Annotated in this window: 26 protein-coding genes and 1 other RNA gene; 16 read left to right on the top strand and 11 right to left on the bottom strand. The window is 57.4% G+C overall.

The features are described 5' to 3' along the window. The first annotated feature begins 110 nt into the window (after nucleotides 1–110). On the top strand, nucleotides 111–371 hold the full coding sequence (locus tag FZZ88_RS09035; RefSeq protein ID WP_166016621.1) for a hypothetical protein: 261 nt from the start codon (nucleotides 111–113) through the stop codon (nucleotides 369–371). Here the strand turns inward: FZZ88_RS09035 and FZZ88_RS09030 are convergent. Continuing rightward, on the bottom strand, nucleotides 368–1,354 hold the full coding sequence (locus FZZ88_RS09030) for a ligase-associated DNA damage response exonuclease (protein WP_166016916.1): 987 nt from the start codon (nucleotides 1,352–1,354) through the stop codon (nucleotides 368–370). The two genes, FZZ88_RS09035 and FZZ88_RS09030, sit on opposite strands and share 4 nt — an antisense overlap. Nucleotides 1,355–1,421: 67 nt before the next feature. On the opposite strand from FZZ88_RS09030, the gene FZZ88_RS09025 reads away from it, so the two are divergent. Continuing rightward, nucleotides 1,422–1,655 carry a hypothetical protein gene (locus FZZ88_RS09025; RefSeq protein WP_166016620.1) on the top strand — a complete coding sequence of 78 codons (234 nt, stop codon included), beginning with the start codon at nucleotides 1,422–1,424 and terminating at the stop codon, nucleotides 1,653–1,655. Here FZZ88_RS09025 and FZZ88_RS09020 read toward each other — a convergent pair whose 3' ends face one another. The 3 genes from FZZ88_RS09020 to nadA are packed head-to-tail and all read right to left on the bottom strand — an operon-like array spanning nucleotide 1,656 to nucleotide 3,350. Beyond that, entirely contained in the window at nucleotides 1,656–2,078 is a 423-nt protein-coding gene (locus FZZ88_RS09020; RefSeq protein ID WP_166016619.1) for a hypothetical protein, read from the bottom strand. A gap of 37 nt (nucleotides 2,079–2,115) precedes the next feature. After that, nucleotides 2,116–2,421 (bottom strand): hypothetical protein, encoded by a 306-nt coding sequence (locus FZZ88_RS09015; RefSeq protein ID WP_226423618.1) that lies wholly within the window; start codon nucleotides 2,419–2,421, stop codon nucleotides 2,116–2,118. Next, a complete protein-coding gene (gene nadA, locus FZZ88_RS09010) occupies nucleotides 2,418–3,350 on the bottom strand; it encodes a quinolinate synthase NadA (RefSeq protein WP_230332863.1) in 933 nt (310 codons plus the stop codon). Before nadA ends, FZZ88_RS09015 begins: the two co-directional genes overlap by 4 nt. A gap of 53 nt (nucleotides 3,351–3,403) precedes the next feature. On the opposite strand from nadA, the gene FZZ88_RS09005 reads away from it, so the two are divergent. From FZZ88_RS09005 to FZZ88_RS08995, 3 genes are all read left to right on the top strand, one after another. Beyond that, the gene (locus FZZ88_RS09005; protein ID WP_166016914.1) at nucleotides 3,404–4,252 is read left to right on the top strand and encodes a TIGR04168 family protein; all 849 of its coding nucleotides are present in this window, start codon (nucleotides 3,404–3,406) and stop codon (nucleotides 4,250–4,252) included. Further along, nucleotides 4,246–5,331, top strand: coding sequence for a hypothetical protein (locus FZZ88_RS09000; protein WP_166016617.1), 1,086 nt, complete (start codon nucleotides 4,246–4,248; stop codon nucleotides 5,329–5,331). Before FZZ88_RS09005 ends, FZZ88_RS09000 begins: the two co-directional genes overlap by 7 nt. A 207-nt stretch (nucleotides 5,332–5,538) precedes the next feature. Continuing rightward, nucleotides 5,539–6,255, top strand: a complete 717-nt coding sequence (locus FZZ88_RS08995) for a glycoside hydrolase family 104 protein (RefSeq protein ID WP_166016616.1) — start codon at nucleotides 5,539–5,541, stop codon at nucleotides 6,253–6,255. A gap of 16 nt (nucleotides 6,256–6,271) precedes the next feature. On the opposite strand, the gene FZZ88_RS08990 is transcribed toward FZZ88_RS08995, so the two are convergent. Next, entirely contained in the window at nucleotides 6,272–7,081 is an 810-nt protein-coding gene (locus FZZ88_RS08990) for a TPM domain-containing protein (protein ID WP_166016615.1), read from the bottom strand. 115 nt (nucleotides 7,082–7,196) lie between these two features. On the opposite strand from FZZ88_RS08990, the gene FZZ88_RS08985 reads away from it, so the two are divergent. After that, complete coding sequence (locus FZZ88_RS08985) at nucleotides 7,197–8,312, top strand: class I SAM-dependent methyltransferase (protein ID WP_230332862.1); 1,116 nt, start codon at nucleotides 7,197–7,199, stop codon at nucleotides 8,310–8,312. Here FZZ88_RS08985 and aroB read toward each other — a convergent pair. Beyond that, nucleotides 8,266–9,381 (bottom strand): 3-dehydroquinate synthase, encoded by a 1,116-nt coding sequence (gene aroB / locus FZZ88_RS08980; RefSeq protein WP_166016613.1) that lies wholly within the window; start codon nucleotides 9,379–9,381, stop codon nucleotides 8,266–8,268. The two genes, FZZ88_RS08985 and aroB, sit on opposite strands and share 47 nt — an antisense overlap. 76 nt (nucleotides 9,382–9,457) lie before the next feature. Here aroB and FZZ88_RS08975 point away from each other — a divergent pair, with 76 nt between their 5' ends. From FZZ88_RS08975 to ssrS, 3 genes are all read left to right on the top strand, one after another. Next, nucleotides 9,458–10,330 carry a carbohydrate ABC transporter permease gene (locus FZZ88_RS08975; protein WP_226423656.1) on the top strand — a complete coding sequence of 291 codons (873 nt, stop codon included), beginning with the start codon at nucleotides 9,458–9,460 and terminating at the stop codon, nucleotides 10,328–10,330. A gap of 52 nt (nucleotides 10,331–10,382) precedes the next feature. After that, entirely contained in the window at nucleotides 10,383–11,543 is a 1,161-nt protein-coding gene (locus FZZ88_RS08970; protein WP_166016611.1) for a 5-(carboxyamino)imidazole ribonucleotide synthase, read from the top strand. A 7-nt stretch (nucleotides 11,544–11,550) separates the two neighbouring features. After that, nucleotides 11,551–11,733, top strand: a non-coding RNA gene (gene ssrS / locus FZZ88_RS08965) — 6S RNA. 404 nt (nucleotides 11,734–12,137) lie between these two features. On the opposite strand, the gene FZZ88_RS08960 is transcribed toward ssrS, so the two are convergent. Then, entirely contained in the window at nucleotides 12,138–12,350 is a 213-nt protein-coding gene (locus tag FZZ88_RS08960) for a hypothetical protein (protein ID WP_166016610.1), read from the bottom strand. A gap of 127 nt (nucleotides 12,351–12,477) precedes the next feature. Here FZZ88_RS08960 and FZZ88_RS08955 point away from each other — a divergent pair, with 127 nt between their 5' ends. Then, complete coding sequence (locus FZZ88_RS08955) at nucleotides 12,478–12,630, top strand: hypothetical protein (protein WP_166016609.1); 153 nt, start codon at nucleotides 12,478–12,480, stop codon at nucleotides 12,628–12,630. A 343-nt stretch (nucleotides 12,631–12,973) separates the two neighbouring features. On the opposite strand, the gene FZZ88_RS08950 is transcribed toward FZZ88_RS08955, so the two are convergent. Further along, nucleotides 12,974–13,249 carry a DUF2103 domain-containing protein gene (locus tag FZZ88_RS08950; protein WP_166016608.1) on the bottom strand — a complete coding sequence of 92 codons (276 nt, stop codon included), beginning with the start codon at nucleotides 13,247–13,249 and terminating at the stop codon, nucleotides 12,974–12,976. A 72-nt stretch (nucleotides 13,250–13,321) separates the two neighbouring features. Here FZZ88_RS08950 and FZZ88_RS08945 point away from each other — a divergent pair, with 72 nt between their 5' ends. Continuing rightward, nucleotides 13,322–13,549 carry a hypothetical protein gene (locus FZZ88_RS08945; protein WP_166016607.1) on the top strand — a complete coding sequence of 76 codons (228 nt, stop codon included), beginning with the start codon at nucleotides 13,322–13,324 and terminating at the stop codon, nucleotides 13,547–13,549. 1 nt (nucleotide 13,550) lies between these two features. Here FZZ88_RS08945 and clpS read toward each other — a convergent pair whose 3' ends face one another. Next, nucleotides 13,551–13,847, bottom strand: coding sequence for an ATP-dependent Clp protease adapter ClpS (clpS, locus tag FZZ88_RS08940; RefSeq protein ID WP_166016606.1), 297 nt, complete (start codon nucleotides 13,845–13,847; stop codon nucleotides 13,551–13,553). A 72-nt stretch (nucleotides 13,848–13,919) separates the two neighbouring features. On the opposite strand from clpS, the gene petN reads away from it, so the two are divergent. From petN to FZZ88_RS08925, 3 genes are all read left to right on the top strand, one after another. Then, on the top strand, nucleotides 13,920–14,021 hold the full coding sequence (gene petN / locus FZZ88_RS08935; protein WP_011364412.1) for a cytochrome b6-f complex subunit PetN: 102 nt from the start codon (nucleotides 13,920–13,922) through the stop codon (nucleotides 14,019–14,021). A gap of 8 nt (nucleotides 14,022–14,029) precedes the next feature. Continuing rightward, the gene (locus FZZ88_RS08930; RefSeq protein WP_166016605.1) at nucleotides 14,030–14,179 is read left to right on the top strand and encodes a hypothetical protein; all 150 of its coding nucleotides are present in this window, start codon (nucleotides 14,030–14,032) and stop codon (nucleotides 14,177–14,179) included. 197 nt (nucleotides 14,180–14,376) lie between these two features. Continuing rightward, nucleotides 14,377–15,486, top strand: a complete 1,110-nt coding sequence (locus FZZ88_RS08925) for a hypothetical protein (RefSeq protein ID WP_166016604.1) — start codon at nucleotides 14,377–14,379, stop codon at nucleotides 15,484–15,486. Here the strand turns inward: FZZ88_RS08925 and psb29 are convergent. Beyond that, nucleotides 15,468–16,115, bottom strand: a complete 648-nt coding sequence (gene psb29, locus FZZ88_RS08920; RefSeq protein WP_166016913.1) for a photosystem II biogenesis protein Psp29 — start codon at nucleotides 16,113–16,115, stop codon at nucleotides 15,468–15,470. The genes FZZ88_RS08925 and psb29 overlap by 19 nt on opposite strands. A gap of 81 nt (nucleotides 16,116–16,196) precedes the next feature. On the opposite strand from psb29, the gene clpP reads away from it, so the two are divergent. Continuing rightward, nucleotides 16,197–16,790 (top strand): ATP-dependent Clp endopeptidase proteolytic subunit ClpP, encoded by a 594-nt coding sequence (gene clpP, locus FZZ88_RS08915; RefSeq protein WP_115021998.1) that lies wholly within the window; start codon nucleotides 16,197–16,199, stop codon nucleotides 16,788–16,790. Continuing rightward, nucleotides 16,787–16,957, top strand: coding sequence for a DUF2256 domain-containing protein (locus tag FZZ88_RS08910; RefSeq protein ID WP_115022000.1), 171 nt, complete (start codon nucleotides 16,787–16,789; stop codon nucleotides 16,955–16,957). The genes clpP and FZZ88_RS08910 overlap by 4 nt, the downstream gene beginning before the upstream one ends. 51 nt (nucleotides 16,958–17,008) lie before the next feature. Here FZZ88_RS08910 and ftsH read toward each other — a convergent pair whose 3' ends face one another. Beyond that, on the bottom strand, nucleotides 17,009–18,928 hold the full coding sequence (ftsH, locus tag FZZ88_RS08905) for an ATP-dependent zinc metalloprotease FtsH (RefSeq protein ID WP_166016603.1): 1,920 nt from the start codon (nucleotides 18,926–18,928) through the stop codon (nucleotides 17,009–17,011). Nucleotides 18,929–18,956 lie beyond the last annotated feature (28 nt).

The raw sequence follows: 18,956 nt of genomic DNA, 5'->3' as shown, positions 1-18,956 counted from the left end.
AACGGGGTGCGTCAACAGTCCCGCCATCCTGACAAGACATTTTGTGAGCAGTGCTGGAAATCCGGTGGAGACCTGTGTTGATCTGAGCGACAGCTTCCTGAATCAGCCGGATGGCACTCCTCTGGGACAACCTGGCGCAACAACTCAGCAACGTGCGCGCTACCGCCTCAGCCACGGCCGTCGTAACCCCCGTGGCCGGTTCTGGCACTTCGGATGATCCTTCCGATCGTCGACTTCGCCTGCAAAAGGCGCTTGATGCCGTTAAGGACAGCGGCAACGCCATGATGATCGAGTCGTTGACTGCAGCGATCGAAGGCCGTCAGGCGAATTTGAACCTTCCTGAGCTCCCGGACGGCGTCGCCAAGTTTTAGTCCGCTTCCCCTTCAAACAGGGTCTCCAGCGGTTCCGCATCCAATCCCTCGACCTCACGCAGGTAGCGGGCCAGAACGTCGCTCTGCCCATGGGTGACGTACAACTTTCGTGCGCCGCTCTCCCGAACGGTCTGGAGTAAACCAGGCCAGTCGGCATGGTCACTGAGTACGAACCCCCGCTCGTAACCCCGCCGTCTTCGGGCTCCTCTCACTGCCATCCAGCCCGAGGCAAACGCTGTCTGGGGTGCCTTGAATCGGCGCATCCAGCTTGATCGATAGGCCGATGGCGGCGCCAGGATCAACCGTCCATGAAGCGGATCCTTGCGGGAAAGCTCACTGACGGGCCGACTGGGGGTCATGGGAATCCCCGCATCGCGATAGTGACGGGTCACGGTCTCTACAGCACCGTGCAGCAGCACTTCCTCGTTCACGCCAATGGCCTTGAGTTCGGCCAGCAAGCGTTGGGCTTTGCCGAAGGCGTAGCAGAACAGCAGGGACGGGCTGCTCTGATCACTGGTCCACCATTCATGGATGTCGTGGGCTACATCAGCCCCGCTCTGCCAGCGATAGATCGGCATTCCGAAGGTGGCTTCGGTGATCAGTACATCGCAGCGCACCGGTTCAAAGGGGGCGCAGCTGGGGTCGTCATCACGCTTGTAATCACCGCTGACCACCCACACCTCACCCTCGGATTCCAGGCGGATCTGCGCCGAACCAAGCACGTGTCCGGCACTGTGAAACGACACCTTGCACTGGCCGAGCCAGAGTTCTTCGCCGTAGGCCACCGGGTGAAGCGTGATGTCTTGTCCGAGCCTTTGGCGCAGGACCCCTTCACTGGACGCCACGGCCCAGTACTCCCCGCATCCGGGCCTGGCGTGGTCGGCGTGGGCGTGGGTGATCAGAGCCCTGGGGACTGGACGCCATGGGTCGACCCAGGCCTTCGCGGCTCGGCAGTACAACCCTTGAGGCGTGCGTTCGATCAAGCGCCGCTGCTGATCGCTGCAGACAGTCTGAAAGCCCCTTAGTTTGATCGCGTTTTCTTGCACTGCGATGAAGCTGTTCGTTGCCGCTCTGTTTGTTTCAGCCCTGGCTGTTCCCAGCTCCGCGTTGGCTCAGAAAAAGATTCCTAAGGCACAAGGCCATAACCAATGCCCCTTGGGTTATGTCAACACCTTGGGCACCACCTGTGTGTCACCGATCTACTACGAGATGATGCCCACCAACGGTGAAGCCTGCCCTTCCGGATGGATGAATGTTGGTGCTGGTTATTGCCGTAAGAAGTAATCAATTCTGTTGGAGTAGTTTCAGACCACTCCAACGTTCGAGGGTGTTGATCGACTGAACACCCTCTAGCCGCGATGATCCAGGTCGCGTCCAGGTAGGGATCGATTGAATTCCGGCATCCCGGCATTGGTTGATCTGATCTGGATACGTTTCGGGAAGACCGCACTCCACGTAATTCAGTCGGCGTCCGGCCTGTTTGCCGAAGAGTTTCATTTGCTCTTTGCAGGCTGGACACCAATGCGCTCCAAAAAACTTGGCGCCCACCGTATTGAGTTGGTCGGCCAATTGAATTGTTTCTGGTGTGGATTCCGTAGCGGGTTCAGGGATGGGTTGGTTCCAGGTTTGTGCCGAAACTTTCATGCTCCAACCGCATGAGACAACAGCCATCAAGGTCAGGACGTCGATGCCCCATACACGGCTCACAGGACGCTCCTTAAACGATGTTTTAGGACTCGAAAATCTAGTCCAATCCCATGGATTTGACGTCGCAAGCTGTGTCGACCTCCTGGGCAAGCTGCTTGAGATCACCGTCGATGAAGCTGACTCCAGTCCTGGGGCCTCCTGATCGGATGATCAACCGCTTGCCCGTGACGATGAAATAGGTCGCCTTGAGCTGATCCACATTTTTCGTGCCTTGTTCCCATTGCTCACAAAGGAATGCTTTCCTCTCTTGCTCGCTCATGGTTGAGCAAGCTGCAAGGAGCAGCGCGATGACCAGTGCACACAATTGCTGAGAACCTTTGATGGTCGACAGATCCGGTTTCAACGGCTCATTTCAAGCATGCGCTGCATGGGTTTCAGGGCCTGCAGTCGAAGCGTTTCATCCATGTCGATTGCAGGCGTGAGGGTCTCCAGGCATGCCTTCAGTTTGTCCAGTGTGTTGAGCCGCATGTAGGGACAGGCATTGCAGCTGCAGCCATCCAGCCCAGGGACGTCGAGCAGCGTTTTCTCTGGAACCCGCTGCTGCATTTGATGCAGGATCCCTGGTTCGGTCAGAACGATGAAGCTGTTGCAGGAACTTTGTTCTGAATAGTTCAAGAGCTTGCTGGTGGACCCAATGAAGTCCGCCAGATCAAGCAGGTTCTGCTGGCATTCAGGGTGGGCAATGACTTCGGCCGCGGGATGTTCGTGCTTGAGCGCAAGCACGGCTTCTTCGCTGAAAGTTTCGTGAACGATGCAGCGTCCCGGCCAGAGGGTCAGGTTGCGACCACTCTGTTGCTGCACCCATCTCCCCAGGTTTTGATCTGGTGCGAACAGAACCGGCTGATCCGCTGGCAGTTGATTCACTAGATCCACTGCATTACTGCTGGTGCAGATCAAATCGCTCTGAGCTTTGACTGCTGCCGTGCAGTTGATGTAGCTCACCACAAAGTGGTCGGGATGTTCCGAACAAAACTTGGCAAAGTCATCTGCAGGACAGTCATCTGCAAGGGAGCAACCGGCGTCCAAGTCCGGAAGGACCACTGTTTTATCTGGGCTGAGAATCTTGGCGGTCTCCGCCATGAAATGCACACCGCAGAACACGATCACATCTGCATCGGTGCTGGCAGCTTGTCGTGATAGTTCCAGGGAGTCGCCAACGAAATCGGCGATGTCTTGAATCTCCGGTTCCTGGTAGTAATGCGCCAGGATCACGGCATTGCGGTCCTCGCGAAGCCGGTTGATCGCCGCAACAAGGGCGGTGTCAGCGCTCATCAGGACCGGTTCGGGGCAGGATGAACACAGCCTAGGCATCCGCTCTGACGCACCTGCGACTTGCCATTGCTGGTGATCTGCATGGCGCCTGGGGCGATGCAGACGAGAAGCTTCTGCAGATCCTCAGGCCCGACGCTGTTCTCTTCGTTGGTGATCTCTCCGATGGCGACCTGCGCCTGACGCGCAGGATCACGCGGCTTCCGTTTCCCGTAGCCGTGATCCTGGGGAACCACGATCGTGGGCGGGATCGCAGTGGCGGCATCCTTGAGCAGCAACTGGCTGTACTCGGTGATCTTCACTGCGCTTGGCGGGCCATCCAATGGCCGGAGCTGCCCTTGACGATTGTCGGTGCACGTCCATGCAGTGCTGGAGGTGGGTTTCATCTCTCAAATGCCGTGGAGGCGGTTTACGGACCGGTGTCGCTTGAGGCGTCCGCCGATCGGATCGTTCAGGCCGCGGCAGGTGTGCCCGCCGATCAGCCCTTGATCGTGATGGCCCACTGCGGTCCCACGGGGCTGGGATCGGATGCAGCCAGCCCCTGTGGTCGGGACTGGAAGACGCCAGCTGTTGACTGGGGTGATCAGGATCTTGCCCTCGCCTTGGATCGCATGGCGCGGAATCGACCTGCAGATCTGGTGATTTTCGGCCACATGCACCATGCCCTCAAACGGGGCTCCGGTCTTCGGCAGAACCTGCTGCGCCACCGTCACGGAACGGCACTGATCAATGCTGCCTGCGTGCCGCGCTCCGGGCTCGATGGGCAAGATCGGCCGCTTCTGCATCTTTCCTGGGCTGAATTCCAGGGCTCCCAGCTGACTCAGCTGGCCCATCATTGGTACACCTCAGACGCCGAGCTGATCCATCAGGAGCAGTTGCCGATGGATGCTTCCTCGTCGTGCTGATTTATACCTGCAGCAGCAGCCATGGCTTTGGCCACGCGGCTCGGGATGCGGCAGTGCTGCAGGAGCTTCGACGCCTGCGGCCCGAGTGGACTCTGGTCATGAGTTCGGGTCTCCCCCCCCCTGTGCTGAAGCTTCTGCTGGGGGATTCATCCATTCAGCAACGCTCCTGTCAGTGGGATGTGGGCATGGTGCAAGCGGATGCTCTCGGTGTGAATCGCGCGGCCACACTCACCGCCTTGGATCTGCTCGAGCAAAGGTTGCCGGCCTTGATTGAGGCTGAAGCCAGCTGGTTGGCGGCACAGGAGCAGCCAGTGCTCATCTTCGGCGACATTCCCCCGGCCGCAGCCGCCTTGGCGCAGCGGGTGAGGGCACCCCTTGTCTGGATGAGCAATTTTGGATGGGATGACATCTATGCGGCCTTGGGCCCTGCGTTTCAACGGGCTGCTGAGGATGCAGCAGAGGCCTATCGCTGCGGTGATCTGCTGCTTCGTTGTCCGTTTGATCTACCCATGAACTGGGGCTTACCCGAACGCAGACTCGGGTTGGTGTGCGCTGCGCCGAGGCCCATTCCGACGGATCTGGAGGCTTCCTTGGATGCCCTTCACGTTCCAGTGGTTCTTGTTGGGTTCGGTGGCATCGGTCTGTCCCTTCGCAGTGATCTGTTTCAGCTTTGGTCCAACCACCATTTCCTACTTCCGGCCTCAGCCACGGCCTCGCAACAGCCTGAGCTGGCTGAACTCCCCAATCTCACAGTTCTGCCGGAGGGGGTGCGTCCTGTCGATGTGCTGGATCGCTGTTCCCGTTTTCTGGGCAAGCCGGGCTTCAGCAGCTTCTGCGAGGCGATGGCGCAGGGTGTTGGGCTTCACGTGGTTGAGCGCAGCGGTTTTGCTGAAGCGTCTGTGCTGATGGATGGCCTGCAACGGCACGGTCAGCACCGATGCCTAAGCCGGCTGGAGCTGGATGTGGGGAGATGGCAGCTGGATCAGTCTCTGTTGCCTCCCACCGATGCGCCTCTTTCTGCATTTGGGGCTCTGGAAGCCTCTCTGGCACTTGTGGAGTGGGTCCAGGAGCATTATTAATTTGCACAATTAATAATCCCTATTTCGAGCAAATTTGCCCCCTTGCTGATGGCCTGGCCGATTTCTTGACTGGCATATATACCTATTGCTTTGAACCTTTGGTTCGACAGAGTCACGGCGAGTGGAAATTCTTTCCGCCTGAGCACCTCATCCGCTTCTGATGTGCTTCTCGTCCTCTTTTGAGGGCATGCTCTTTGAACGCTTTTTATGGCTATCTCTGCATTCATCGGTCGTCAGACGCTTTCAGCGGCCGTGATCGTCGGAGTTCTGCCTGCCGTTTGTTCCGTTCTGCCAGCTCAAGCCAGCTTGCTGCCTCCTGCCTCGCGGGCGCAGTTGGTTCACACCCCCGAAGTCCAGCCCAGCCTGGCAATTCCCTATGTGATTACGCCCGAACGTAGGGCAATGCTCAACACGATTCGCTTCGCTGAAGGCACCTGGAAAGGCGGTCTGGATGTTGGTTATCGGGTGATGTTCGGTGGTGGCTTGATGCCCTCTCTCGACCGTCATCCCAATCGCGTGATCTACAGCTCCCGGTATGCCAGTGCGGCTGCCGGGGCCTACCAGTTCATGCCCTTCACCTGGAATCTGGTTCAACGCAGCATCGGTGTTCGGGGGTTTGGTCCTGAGGCTCAAGATCAGGGAGCTTTGTTTTTGATTCAGCGCCGTAAAGCTCTTCTCCTTACTGACAGCGGGATTCTCAGCCCCATACTTGCCGCAAAACTGGCACCAGAGTGGGCCTCGTTCCCCACGCTTGCCGGTCGCAGCTACTACGGCCAGCCCGTCAAAAAATATGCACGATTGCGGTCGTTTTACGACGTGAATCTTGCTGAGCTCCGTCGCCTGCGAGATTTAAAGCGTCAGGCCCTCGTTGCTCCTCCTGCGCTCTGCACCGGGTCGCGCATCGAGTGTGCAACCCGGCTCTGAGGGGCATCAAAGCCTTTCAATCATCTGTGTCGCTCTGGAGGCGTCTGCCAACCGTTGCCTGAGCGATCAGATAGGCAGCAATGCCTCCACCGAAGAATCCAACGGTGTTTCTCAGAATGGGCAAATACTCCGATGTGCGGGTAATGACAGGCGCGATGCCAAAGACGCCAAACAGCATCAGCCAAAGTGGTGACAGCAAAAGCATCCAGCCCCAGGCAATCGTTTCATCGTCCTTGCGGGGGTACGCCGCAAAGCCTGCAATTAAGCCTCCAAATACCGATGTGGTCAGCGTCCATAGCCACTGTTCTTGCGGAAGTCCTGGCACGACCTGACAACCGCCCCGGTCCAGACAGATCTCCACAGCATTGAGCGCGTCGAGCACCGCTCCGTCTTCACCGTGCTCCTTTACGTAGTACTGGTTGCCGTAACGGGTTTGCAGTTCGACCCAGTAGGTGCGCGGCATCATCGCGAAGTAGGCATCGCCGACGTTGAAGTTCAGCAGATTCCCCCCCCGTGGGTCTGCCACCAGCAGCAGGCTGCTTTCATCCAGCCCCCAGAACTCGCGAATGGCTAGTCCTGGTGTGCGTTCGTACTGCGTCAACACTCGCATTTTCCAGCCTGTGCGCTCTTCCACATCACCCAGGGATGCCTCCAACTGGGCCCTTTGGGTATCACTGAAAACCTTGGCGAGGTCGATGACCGGGGTGGGGTGATCTGGCAGCAGCTCGGGGTTGTCGTAGGCATCAGCGGGAGTCACCAGAACACCCAGGCTGACCAGAGCCACCACGACGAAGCTCCACAGATGTTGGATGCGATGTGTTCCCATGGAACTGCTGCAGCGATCGGCATTCTCTCCAATGAAACCGATGGCTGCGGCCTGTCCCGACTGGTTGGCAACGCATCTGCAACAGGCGGGGGGTGCCGTTCCGTTTTCCCGGTTCATGGATCTGGCTCTCAACGAGCAAGAGCATGGCTACTACGGAGCAGGCCGTGCCCGCATCGGAACCCAGGGTGATTTCGTCACGTCTCCATCCCTGGGCAGCGACTTCGCTGCCCTGCTGGCGCCCCAACTCCTGACCTGGCTTGCTTCGCTGTCCAGAACGGATTCAGATCAGCGCCTTTCGATTGTGGAAATCGGGCCTGGGGAAGGCCATCTTGCCCGGGATCTAATCGCCCAACTTCTCAGTTCCGACTCAGCGCTTCTGCCTCAGATCGAGATGGTTCTGGTGGAGGTCAACCCCGGCATGCGTCAGCGACAACAGGCCCTGCTTCCGCAGGTGGATGGTTTTTCGGTGCGGTGGTGCTCCCTTGAGCAGCTGCGGAGTGATCCGGTGCGTGGGGTGGTGATCGCCCATGAGTTGCTGGATGCCCTCCCGGTAGAGCGATTGGTGTGGAGGGATGGATCACTCCAACAGGAGTGGGTTGAACTGGATCAAACCCATGAGCTGCGGACGACCCATCGGCCCCTGCCAGTTGCATTGCAGGACGAGATCAACCGTGTGTGCATCAATCACGGAATCCAGCTGCCTCCCCCCGATGCAGAGGAGGGTTGGACCACGGAGTGGAACAGTTCACTGCCCGATTGGTTCGCCACGGTGGCCGCTGCTTTGGATTCAGGAGTGCTCCTTGTGATTGATTACGCCCTGGAAGCCCATCGCTACTACACGGCTCGGCGCTCGGAGGGCACCCTCATGGCTGTTCGAGCCCAACAGGCGGGCCTGTCGCCGTTGCATCAGCCTGGCGAGCAGGACCTGACGGCACATCTCTGCATCGATGTTGTTGCTGAGGCCGCCAAGGGCAGCGGCTGGTTGGTGGGTGATCAGGCCAAGCAGGGTGAGGCGCTCCTTGCACTGGGACTTGCAGAGCGTCTCCATGACCTTCAACAGCTGCCTGGCCAACGTCTGGCAGAAGCCCTGCAGCGCCGTGAAGCCCTGCTTCGCCTGGTGGACCCTGCGGGCCTTGGTGCCTTCCGCTGGCTGACCTATCTGTGGGGATTGCCCGAGGGGGCCTTCAGCCTTTCAGCTGCTCCAGGCAGCTCAGAATCTGCTCGCGACTGACGTCATCGCGAATTTCGACAGAACCGATTCCTGTTGGGAGAACGAAGCGCAACCGACCGTCGCGCACCTTCTTGTCGCCCTGCAAGCTGTCCAGCACCGCTTCTGCTGAGAGATCGGGCCAGGCGGTCGGCAGGCCGGCGCTTTCGATGAGCCGGCGTTGCCGATCCGCGTCTTCGCGACTCCAGCTCCCCCGCAGCACCGCGAGTTCGCCCACCGCCACCATGCCGATGGCGACCGCCTCGCCATGCAGCCAGGTGCCGTAGCCGCAGAGGGTCTCCACCACGTGGCCGAAGGTATGGCCGTAATTCAGGATCGCTCGCAAGCCGCCTTCCCGTTCATCAGCCTCCACCACCCGAGCCTTGGCCGCGGCGGATCGACGCAGAATCGAGCTCAACGGTTCCGAACCCAGGCCAGCGGGAGTACTCGGGTCTGCGCAGGCCTCCAGCTCATCAAACAGTTCCGTATCTCCGAGAATTCCGTATTTGATCACCTCTGCCATGCCCGCGCGGAATTCCCTTTCGGGCAGGGTGCTGAGGGTTGAAGGATCGATTAGCACCAAGCGCGGCTGGTGAAAGGCGCCGATCAGGTTCTTTCCGCGGGGATGGTTGACGCCGGTCTTGCCACCGATAGAAGCATCGACCATTGCTAGAAGGGTCGTGGGCACCTGGACGACCTGAATGCCCCGCAGCCAGGTTGCTGCTGCAAAACCAGTCATGTCTCCCACAACGCCACCGCCCAGGGCCACCATCAACGAGCTGCGTTCAAGCTTTGCGCTGTAAGCCGCATCGTGAATTGCTGCCACGGTGGCAGGCGTCTTCTGATGTTCGCCGGCGTCAATCACCAGGAGTTCAACACTGAAGCCTGCGTCCTTGAGGCTATTCAGGCAGACGTCGCCATAAGGGGTGGCGACATCCGGGTTGCTGACCACAAGAACACGACGACCCTGCTGGACTCCTGACCTCAGCATCTGCTGGCCGAGGGTGGCCAGGCCCCCTGCTCCGATCACAACGTCGTAGGGATTGCGCTCCAGCGCAACGCGGATGTGATGCAACGGGGTGATTGTGGTCATGAAACCGTTGGAACCCACCTACTCTCGCAACAGTGTCGCTGGTCCAGTGCTCGACCGATCAGGGCTCGACAAATCAGTGCGCAACTCCCTTTCAGCCTGGGCGTTCCTCTTGCCCGCGGTCATTCTGATCAGTCTGTCGGTGTTGGTTCCGGCGTTGATGGCCTTGCTGATGAGTTTCACCGCCACGGGGCTGGACGTCAGTGAACCCCTGCGCTTCGTGGGCCTGGCCAATCTTCAACGGTTGGTGTCGGATCCCATGGCGCGTCAGGTGCTGGTCACCACATTTCTGTATCTGATCGGTGTTGTGCCCCCAATCGTTCTGGGGGCATTGGCGCTAGCTGTTCTGGTCAACCAGGGTTTGCCAGGACGTTCCTTGCTGCGGGGTGCCTTCTACACCCCCGTGCTGGTGTCAATCGTGGTTGCTGCCATCGCCTTCCGCTGGCTTTACGCCGAGAACGGTCTGATCAACGGATGGCTGAGCGTGCTGCTCGGCGATTCCTTTAGCCCGATCGGTTTTCTCACAACCCCGCAGCTGGCGCTTCCAGCGGTGATGTTGGTGACCCTCTGGAAGGGTCTCGGCTACTACATGGTTATCTTTCTGGCGGGTCTCCAGGGCATCCCCAAGGAGCTCTACGAGGCAGCTGAGTTGGATGGCAGCGAGGGCTGGAGAAAGCATCTCGACATCACTTTGCCCTTGATGGGGCCCTACGTGACCTTGGTCGCTGTCGTGTCGTCGATTGCAGCCACAAAGGTTTTCGAAGAGGTGTTTTTGATGACCCAGGGAGGTCCGGCCGATGCCACGCGAACCATCGTGTATTACGTCTACGACCAGGCCTTTGCTGAATTGGAGATCAGCTATGCCTGCACCTTGGGCTTGGCCCTGTTCCTAGTGGTCCTTCTGTTAACGATGATTCGTCTGGCCTTTGCCGGCGATCGTCCGTTGATTTGACGCTGTCATCGGCCCCGCTAGGTGGCAAGCTGCGGGAGACGGCTCGGACACGATGATCGGTGTTGTGGGAGGTGGTCAGCTGGCACGGATGCTTGTGCAGGCCGCCACGCAACGAGAGGTTCCGATCGCGGTGCAAACCTCAAATGCAGCGGATCCTGCCGCCGGCTTGGCGGCGCGTCATGTTGAGGCGGATCCCCGGGACGTGGCTGGAACCCGTGAACTGGTGGTGGGTTGTGACGGTGTCACCTTCGAGAACGAGTGGGTCAACATCGACGCCCTTCTTCCACTTGAGCAGCAGGGGGTTCGCTTTCGCCCGTCGTTGGCCGCTCTGTCGCCACTTGTCGACAAACTCTCGCAGCGTCAGCTGCTCGACGACCTGGCGATTCCCAGTTCACCCTGGTGTCCGCTCAGTTTGATTTCTCCGGCCCAACCTGCTCTGCCCCAGGGTTGGACCTTTCCTGTGATGGCGAAGGCGTCCCGTGGGGGATATGACGGCAAGGGCACGGTGGTGCTGCGCGATATCGAAGCCCTTGCGCAGTTGTTGCGGGCCGTCACAGCAGACGACTGGCTCCTGGAATCGTGGGTGGATTACGAGCTGGAGCTGGCTCTCGTCGTCAGCCGAGATCAAAAAGGAAGGATCCGCCACTTCCCACTGGTGCAAACCCACCAGCATCAACAAGTCTGTGACTGGGTTCTGGCACCTGCGCCGGTGGACCCGTCGGTGGCGGCTTTGGCCTACAACGTTGCGGCATCGCTGATGACGAAGCTCAGTTACGTCGGCGTGCTGGCTTTGGAATTCTTTTACGGGCCAGCAGGTCTTCAAGTGAATGAAATTGCCCCTCGCACCCACAATTCAGGCCATTTCTCCATCGAGGCTTGCACCAGCAGTCAGTTTGATCAGCAGCTCTGCATTGCTGCCGGCCTACCAGTGCCGGAGCCTGAGCTCAGAAGTCGCGGTGCATTGATGGTCAACCTTCTAGGTCTGGATCCAGACCGCCATGCTCCCTTGGATCAGCGGCTCCAGATGCTTGAAGCCATGCCGGGTCTTCACCTGCATTGGTACGGCAAGTCGCCGGAGACACCGGGGCGCAAGTTGGGGCATGTGACGCTGCTTCTCGAGGGCAACACGGTTCTGAAGCGCCGCGATGAAGCCGAGTTAGCACTTGCGGCCATTCGCAGGATCTGGCCTCTCGAAAGCGAGAGTCCGGACTAAAGTTGTGATTGAACTGCTGTGTTGGTGACGGCCTTTTCTAGTGCTCTGATCTGACTCTCTTTCGACTTGGGGAGACTGTCGTGACGGTGACGTAGACCGGCCATGCAGCCGGAAACGAAGCCCCACTTTGTTGCCCCTTCTGGTTCTTCCAGGTCGACCACTGGGGCTCGCACGGCATGGTGGTTCACCCTCTTCAACCTCTGCCTGGCGTGAGGAACTTCTCGAAAAATTGTGGAGAAGGGATCTTATTATTTAATTAATAGCTTGAATGCGTTTGGTTTCGAAAACTATTTTTCGTAATGCTGTCTTTGGTCAATGAGTTTTTGAGCTTCTCAGTGATTGTCTAGTAGGTTTTGTTGTATGGCTGTCAACGAGGATGGTTATGGTTTTTCTTGTTAATGGGGTAATCCTCTCATCATCCAAGACTCTGCAAGAAAGAACAAAAGGAAGAATGTGCCGATGCAAATGACCAGGGTCTTGCCGTTCACTCTGTAATCATTGGCTTTTGTGGAAGTCTAGATTCTTCGGGTCGAGGCTGCATGGACGATGTTCAAGGGAAGGTGTAATGGTTGATTCAATAAAGCTTTTCGTGATCTAGACTTCGGAGTGATTGAACTCTTGGAGTGCGTATTGGGCAAGGCATTTGTTTTTTTCTGTATCGGTCAGCGAGATGGTGGTCACACTTTGATGCCAGTTTCGACGATTGATCAGTTCGTTGAATTCGGTTAGCGCATCTTCAAGATCGTCGAAGACTCCTATGCTCTCGGTGCTTTGTGGTCCTTGCCTGACTGCAATTTCAAGGGGCATGGGAGATCTTCAGAGCTTTCGAAGATTACCCGTGAGGTGATGTGTAGTCGATGATGCTTACTGCTATGTGAACATGGCTTGTCAATGACTTGGTCGTCTTTAAGGTCTGGATGGTTGCAGTGCTGTGATGCGCGATCCTCGGCTCGATGAGTTAATTCAAATGGAAACCTGGGATTGGTGGAAAGCTCAGGTTTTTTATCTGCGGGAAAAGAAGGATTATGCGGGTGCCGAAGCCTTGTTTTTAGAATTCAAGTTAACGCACCCGAAATCAAAATCTTGAGGCTTGATAGATCTTGTTGGTATTATGAAAGTAAAGATCTAGTCTCTTTTTTTCAAATTCTTTTGATTGATTAGGTCTTCGCTGTCACCTGAATGTCAACCATCCATGCTTTTGCTGCTGTGTTCTTGGTGACAGCCGGAATGTCGTGCTTCGACCTTTCAAGCAGCCCCAGGGTCAACGCCGTCACCTTTCTGCCTGATGATGCTGAAATCGCTTGCAGAGCGATTCTTCCCCAGTGTTTCAAGCGATCCGACTGGGCTGCACTTTGCGCTGGGGATCCCGACTTTGCTGAGGGCCATGCAGTGTCCTGTCGAGCCGCAGGATTTGAGCAGGGCAAACCACATCAGGGGCGGTGATACTTCACAGCCTTCTCTAGATCAGGTCGACTCATTGATGTGACCACAAAAACTTCCTGGGCTGAGGTCCCTTTGCGTGCCACCAGCTTGTATCCACCATGGATTGGCGTTGACACCCGAAGCTGAAGATCTGGACTTCGTCCACGGACCCTGCTGATCACGGCAGGGGTAATGGTCTGAATGCCTGTCTCGTCAGCCAGGGCTTTCAGCCATGGGATCAATCCCTGGACGTAGGTGCTGTGGGTGATGACAACCCGGCCCAAAGCTGAACCAAAACCTGAGAACTGGTGAAAGTTAGCCACTTTGGCTATGCCAGAGAGAGCTCCGGAGCTGTGATGCTGAAATCAGTTGACGCTCTCCGTCTCGTGATTCGGGGACCACTGGAAGATGCATGCGGCCCCCAAGCCCGCATGCTCACCGCTGAGGTGCACGGAACGGAAGTCCGGGGCCTTGCTCTCTGCCCTGGCCGAGTGGTGTGTTACGTGATGGATGAACGGTTACAGCGTTTGCAGATTGATGATCGACTCCGCTTGACCAAGGCCAGTCGCAAACCAGCGGCCTAGATCAACAGCGTTCTATTGGGGCCATGGTGAGTCCCTCGGCCTGCAGCTGCTGGTGGTAAAGCTCGGCTTGCTCTAGGGGGCCACACCAAACCTCAGCTGAACCCTGTTGATCAATCTTGTTCGCAAGGTTCCAGGCGTTGTCCTCACTCATGCCAGGAATGATCTTGCGCAGGCAATCCACAACATGCTGAAAGGTGTTCACATCGTCGTCCAAGACGATGACGCGAGCTTGGGGATAGCGCTGGGTCGTCTCCTGGCGCTCCATCACTGCTGAGGAACCGGGGCTGGAGCTGGTCATGACAGTTGCCTCCGGCAGTACGAAATCATGCTTGACCCTAGGTAGGATCTCAAGAATCAAGAGGTCAAGCGCATGTTGTTCACTCTGGGTTGGGCTTCATTGGCCGCCATGTTCAGTTTCTCAATCGCCATGGTCGTCTGGGGACGCAACGGTGACGGAACCTTGAACTTCTGATCGAATCTGTGCTTCAAGACGCGCCACTTCTGAGTCAGACCCTGGCGGTCACGGCAGCAGTGCTTCTTGGCTTCGTCAGCGTTGCGGTGATCTACCTCTCAACGATCGAATGGAGAGACCGGCGACGCCGCAAGGGTCCAACCAAATCTTCATCCTGATTGGTTCGATTCGAAGGCAGCTGTCTGCCTACACGTGCACGGCTCTACTGCTGGGTCTGATTCTTCTTGTTCCTAGCCTGCTGCTCAGCGCGTCAAGCCTCACGCCCACTCTTAATCGCCGAGGAACAGCAGAGCTGTTCGAGATCACAAGACATGCTCGGCTGGTTCAGAGTTTTGAAGCTGATCCAACATCACCCGTGCCCCTGATCTGGCAGAAGCGGCTTTCCGCTGATGCTGCGCTTGATCGTTGGAAACGCTACGGACGTGCTGTTTGGTGGCTGATCTGGATGGATGACGGTGAACCCGTTCTTGCTCTTCCGAGCTCATCGGATCCGTCTTCTCTGGATCTTCTTTTTGCTGATGAGCTGCATCGCATCAGCTTTGATCAACTCCCCCCGCTTGAGTCACGTACACCGTCGCCACTGGAGCAGAACTGTCTGAAGCGTCTCACCAGCGCAACGGCTGTTCAGTGGCAACCCTCAGGGCTGGCGTCGATCAGTGGGCCCCTGTTCCCCTCCTTGGCAAGTGTGTCTCATGGCTGCCTGCGTGTTGTGCTTCAGGGAGATCGGCTCATTGCTGAGGGGCCTGTCGCCTCCAGACCCTTTGTGTCCCTAAAGGATGCACAGGCTCGAGGTCAAACCAAGCGGGTTCGGTTCGATGCCTCCTTGGGTTTTCTCCAGCTGAACAGCGTTGCTTTGCAGCCACTGCTCGGATCTTTTCTGAACAACCCTTTGATCGCTGAGCAGCTGACCAGCCGTTATGGACTCCCTCAGGAGCTTCGTGATGTTCTGCTCGCTGCTCCTGTCATTCTGCGCGTGGATGGCCTCGACGATGGTCGCTTTCGCGCCTCCGTTCAAGCCAGGTTGATGCTTCCAGCTGATCAAATCGGCCATCTCAAGGCCAGCCTTGATGCTGTTTCAACAGCATTGTTACGGCGGGGGTTCCAACGTGAGCAACGCCCTCTGCTGATGCCCAAGGGGCCAGGCTCAAACCGTTTTGCCGATGTCTGGCTTGATCCCCAGGGTGATCCCAGTGGTGGATGGTCGCTTGGTCCGGAGACGCAGGGACGGGTGGAGGTGCTGCTTGCCCTGGGCGAAGCACCGACTCTTAACCAGGGCCCTCTGAAACGCCATGGTCAACAACGTCTTCGTCTCCGAGGCCGACCCAATGAATTGGTTCGGCTGGGCTGGCTTGGACCGGGCTGGCCCAGTGTGATTCGCAACGCATCTCAGCTGGAGCTTGAGATGACAGCACTGCCTAAAGAGCGACAGCCCGGATGGCTGCGGCTTCAGCTGGCACTGCCCTGACCCTGTTCCGCCAAACGGCGCTCCTTTTTCCGCTTCTCGGCCGCAATGGTCTCTTGCACCAGGTCAACCGCCTGGTCCATCCGTTCCCTGTTTGAGCCAAACAGCGATAGATCTTTATCGACACGATCTGCGGGTAAGCCGAGGCTTTCGGCGAGTTCCTTGCACTGTTCGCCCAGGGCCTGACTGTCAGGGCTGCTGCCATCCACTCGGGCAGCCTCAAGCAGGCGCATCAGTCCAACTGCCATCAATCGAGAATAGTGGCCGCCATCCGGGAGACGTTTGGAGGACAGCGAGGTCTTGATGCTGTCTAGATCTTTCCCTTTGGCCTCATCAATCAGCGTTGTGCTGGTCTTACGCAGCCCTGCAGCGTCAAAGCCATTGCTGCTACAGAGGGCGCTCAACAAGGCTTCTGTCTGGGCTTCCGGCCGATATCCCTTCGTAAAGGTGTCGAACACTGTGCAGAGTCCGACGCTGAAGAGCTCATTGGCTTCAAAGCGACTCTGATGGCTCAGCAGGTGCAGCTCCACCAACAACTCGTCAGCGAGCCTGCGGTACAGCGGTGCGATGACGTGGGGAAAGGACTGATGAAACGACCGTTTGCTGTCCGCGATGGTCTGACTTTCGGCCAACGTGCAGTCCATGAATGAATGGCTGGAACCCTAGCGCCGCAGACATCGCCGTTAGGATTGTTTGACCCTGCTCAAGCTCGAATGATCCCGATTGTGATTGAGGAGTCTGGCCGGGGGGAAAGGGCCTTTGACATTTATTCCCGACTTCTGCGCGAGCGAATCATCTTCCTTGGTGAAGCAGTCACGAGTGACTCTGCCAATCGGATCGTTGCTCAGATGTTGTTCCTCGAAGCTGAGGATCCTGAAAAAGATATTTACCTCTACATCAACTCACCTGGAGGCTCGGTTTACGACGGTCTCGGCATCTTCGACACCATGCAGCACATCAAACCGGATGTGCACACCGTTTGTGTGGGCCTTGCCGCCAGCATGGGTGCCTTTCTTCTCTGTGCCGGCACCAAGGGCAAGCGCAGCAGCCTTCAGCACTCCCGAATCATGATTCACCAGCCCTTGGGTGGTGCTCAGGGACAGGCGAGTGACATTCGGATCCAGGCTGATGAAATTCTGTTCCTGAAGGATCGACTCAATCAGGAGCTTGCTGATCGCACAGGTCAACCGCTGGATCGTATTCAGCACGACACGGACCGTGATTTCTTCATGTCCCCCACCGAAGCAGTGAACTATGGCTTGATTGATTCGGTGATCGACAAGCGCCCCGTTCAGGCTGTCGCTTGAAGCGGGGTGGATCCAAAAACGGAGGTTTAAAAAACAACCGTCCCAGCAAGATCTGCCCGGTATGCGCCCGACCATTTGAGTGGCGCAAGGCCTGGAGAAATTGTTGGGATGATGTTGTCTACTGTTCCGATCGCTGTCGTCGCCGCAAGAACAAATCGAACCCATAAAAAAGCCCCCGCCTGCTTAAGGCGGGGGCTTTTGGTTGTTGGATCTTTGACTCAGTCCAGGGTGACAACGGTGCGGTCTTTTTCAGGAACAGCGGTAAATTCAGCGACAACAGCCTTGAACTCATCACCGTTCATGGTTTCCTTCTCAATCAGGAGTTCCACCAGGCGGTCGATAGCTTCACGATTGGAAGCCACGATTTCCACGGTTTCGTCATAACAGCGCTTCACCATGTCGCGCACCTGGATGTCGATCTGCTGGGAAATCGACTCGGAGATTTCGCTACGGGACATCAAATCTCTGCCTAGAAAGACTTCCTGACCACCACCCTCAAGGGCAACAGGTCCAAGATCACTCATGCCAAGCCGCGTCACCATATTCCGGGCCATCGAAGCCACCTGCTGGATGTCGCCACCGGCTCCGGTGGTGACTTCCTGGTGACCGAACACCACATCCTCTGCGGCTCGACCACCAAGGGCGCCCATGATTCGTGCCTTGAGCTGTGCACGGGTGACCAGGGTCTGCTCCTCATCAGGCGAGAACCAGGTGAGGCCTTGGGCTTGACCACGAGGAACCAGGGTGACCTTCTGAACAGGGTCGTGATCCTTAACCAGAGTTCCGATCAATGCATGACCGACTTCGTGGTAAGCGATCAGACGCTTGCTGCGACCGTCGGTGAGGGGACGACCCTCCATGCCGGCGATGATGCGGTCAACGGCATCATCAATCTCACTCAGACCGATGGAGTCCTTCCTTCGGCGGGCGGTGAGGATGGCTGCCTCGTTCATCAGGTTGGCCAGGTCAGCACCGGTGAAGCCAGGGGTTCGACGGGCAATGCTTTCTAGAGAAAGCTCAGCGTCAAGCTTCTTGTTGCGGCAATGAACATCGAGAATGGCAAGACGACCTTTGATGTCAGGAGCATCAACGGTGACCTGACGGTCAAAGCGACCGGGTCGCATTAACGCTGAATCGAGTACGTCGGGACGGTTGGTCGCCGCAATGATGATGATGCCGCTGTTGCCTTCAAATCCATCCATCTCCGTCAGGAGCTGGTTCAGCGTCTGCTCGCGCTCATCGTTTCCTCCACCGATTCCCGCACCGCGCTGACGGCCAACGGCATCGATTTCATCGATGAAGATCAAGCAAGGGCTGTTTTCTTTGGCCTTTTTGAACAAGTCGCGGACACGGCTGGCACCAACACCAACAAACATCTCAACAAACTCAGAGCCCGAAAGAGCAAAGAATGGAACCCCTGCTTCACCTGCAATGGCTTTGGCGAGAAGCGTTTTGCCTGTACCAGGAGGGCCGACCAGCAGCAGGCCACGCGGGATCTGAGCACCCACGGAAGTAAACCGCTCGGGCTGTTTGAGGAAGGTGACGACCTCTTCGAGTTCCTGCTTGGCTTCTGTGACGCCTGCGACGTCGTCAAACATCACGCCTGTTTCGGCCTCCATCATGAACTTCGCCTTGCTCTTGCCAAATTGCATGGCTTGGCCAGGGCCGCCGGGCATGTTGCTGTTGCGGCGCGCCAGAAAAATCAGCGCACCGATCAGCAGAAGTGGGAAGAGGAGATTGCCCAGTACACCCAGGACTGGTGGTGCCGTGCGAGGGGGATGAATATCGAAACTGATGCCTTCAGTTTTGAGTGTGTTGATCAGCTCCGGTGCAAGACCTGGGAGGTCAACGCGAAGTCTCTGAACCCTGTTGTCGAGGTCTGGATCGACGGCTTCCACGACTGCATTGCGGCCGCCGTCATAGATGTCAACGGCTGTCACACGACCTGCTTCGACGTAGTCGAGGAAGCGGCCGTAGCTCATGCGGGCCACCGCAGCATTGCGTGGAGCAACAGTTGTGCCGTTGCTGTCTTGGCTGAGGCTATTGATGCCTCCGTTGCTGACCACCTGCCAACCAATCAGCAAAACGACGCCGATCGGCAGAAGCCAGAGAGCAAGAAGGCGCCAGCGCTGATTCATGAGCTGAATTAAATCATTAACTAGTGTA

The sequence above is a fragment of the Synechococcus sp. PH41509 genome (genome assembly GCF_020514285.1).
In the GTDB taxonomy this organism is placed as follows: Bacteria; Cyanobacteriota; Cyanobacteriia; order PCC-6307; family Cyanobiaceae; genus Parasynechococcus.
This window is presented reverse-complemented; position numbering and strand designations above follow the sequence as displayed.

Bases quoted from the DNA above. Each gene is read 5' to 3' on its own strand.
- FZZ88_RS09025 (WP_166016620.1), top strand. From the start codon at position 1,422: ATGAAGCTGTTCGTTGCCGCTCTGTTTGTTTCAGCCCTGGCTGTTCCC.
- FZZ88_RS08945 (WP_166016607.1), top strand. From the start codon at position 13,322: ATGCTGAAATCAGTTGACGCTCTCCGTCTCGTGATTCGGGGACCACTG.
- FZZ88_RS08990 (WP_166016615.1), bottom strand. From the start codon at position 7,081: ATGGGAACACATCGCATCCAACATCTGTGGAGCTTCGTCGTGGTGGCT.
- FZZ88_RS08960 (WP_166016610.1), bottom strand. From the start codon at position 12,350: ATGCCCCTTGAAATTGCAGTCAGGCAAGGACCACAAAGCACCGAGAGC.
- FZZ88_RS08970 (WP_166016611.1), top strand. From the start codon at position 10,383: ATGATCGGTGTTGTGGGAGGTGGTCAGCTGGCACGGATGCTTGTGCAG.
- aroB (WP_166016613.1), bottom strand. From the start codon at position 9,381: ATGACCACAATCACCCCGTTGCATCACATCCGCGTTGCGCTGGAGCGC.
- FZZ88_RS09035 (WP_166016621.1), top strand. From the start codon at position 111: ATGGCACTCCTCTGGGACAACCTGGCGCAACAACTCAGCAACGTGCGC.
- clpS (WP_166016606.1), bottom strand. From the start codon at position 13,847: ATGACCAGCTCCAGCCCCGGTTCCTCAGCAGTGATGGAGCGCCAGGAG.
- FZZ88_RS08995 (WP_166016616.1), top strand. From the start codon at position 5,539: ATGGCTATCTCTGCATTCATCGGTCGTCAGACGCTTTCAGCGGCCGTG.
- FZZ88_RS08955 (WP_166016609.1), top strand. From the start codon at position 12,478: ATGCGCGATCCTCGGCTCGATGAGTTAATTCAAATGGAAACCTGGGAT.
- clpP (WP_115021998.1), top strand. From the start codon at position 16,197: ATGATCCCGATTGTGATTGAGGAGTCTGGCCGGGGGGAAAGGGCCTTT.
- nadA (WP_230332863.1), bottom strand. From the start codon at position 3,350: ATGAGCGCTGACACCGCCCTTGTTGCGGCGATCAACCGGCTTCGCGAG.
- petN (WP_011364412.1), top strand. From the start codon at position 13,920: ATGTTGTTCACTCTGGGTTGGGCTTCATTGGCCGCCATGTTCAGTTTC.
- ftsH (WP_166016603.1), bottom strand. From the start codon at position 18,928: ATGAATCAGCGCTGGCGCCTTCTTGCTCTCTGGCTTCTGCCGATCGGC.
- FZZ88_RS08985 (WP_230332862.1), top strand. From the start codon at position 7,197: ATGGATCTGGCTCTCAACGAGCAAGAGCATGGCTACTACGGAGCAGGC.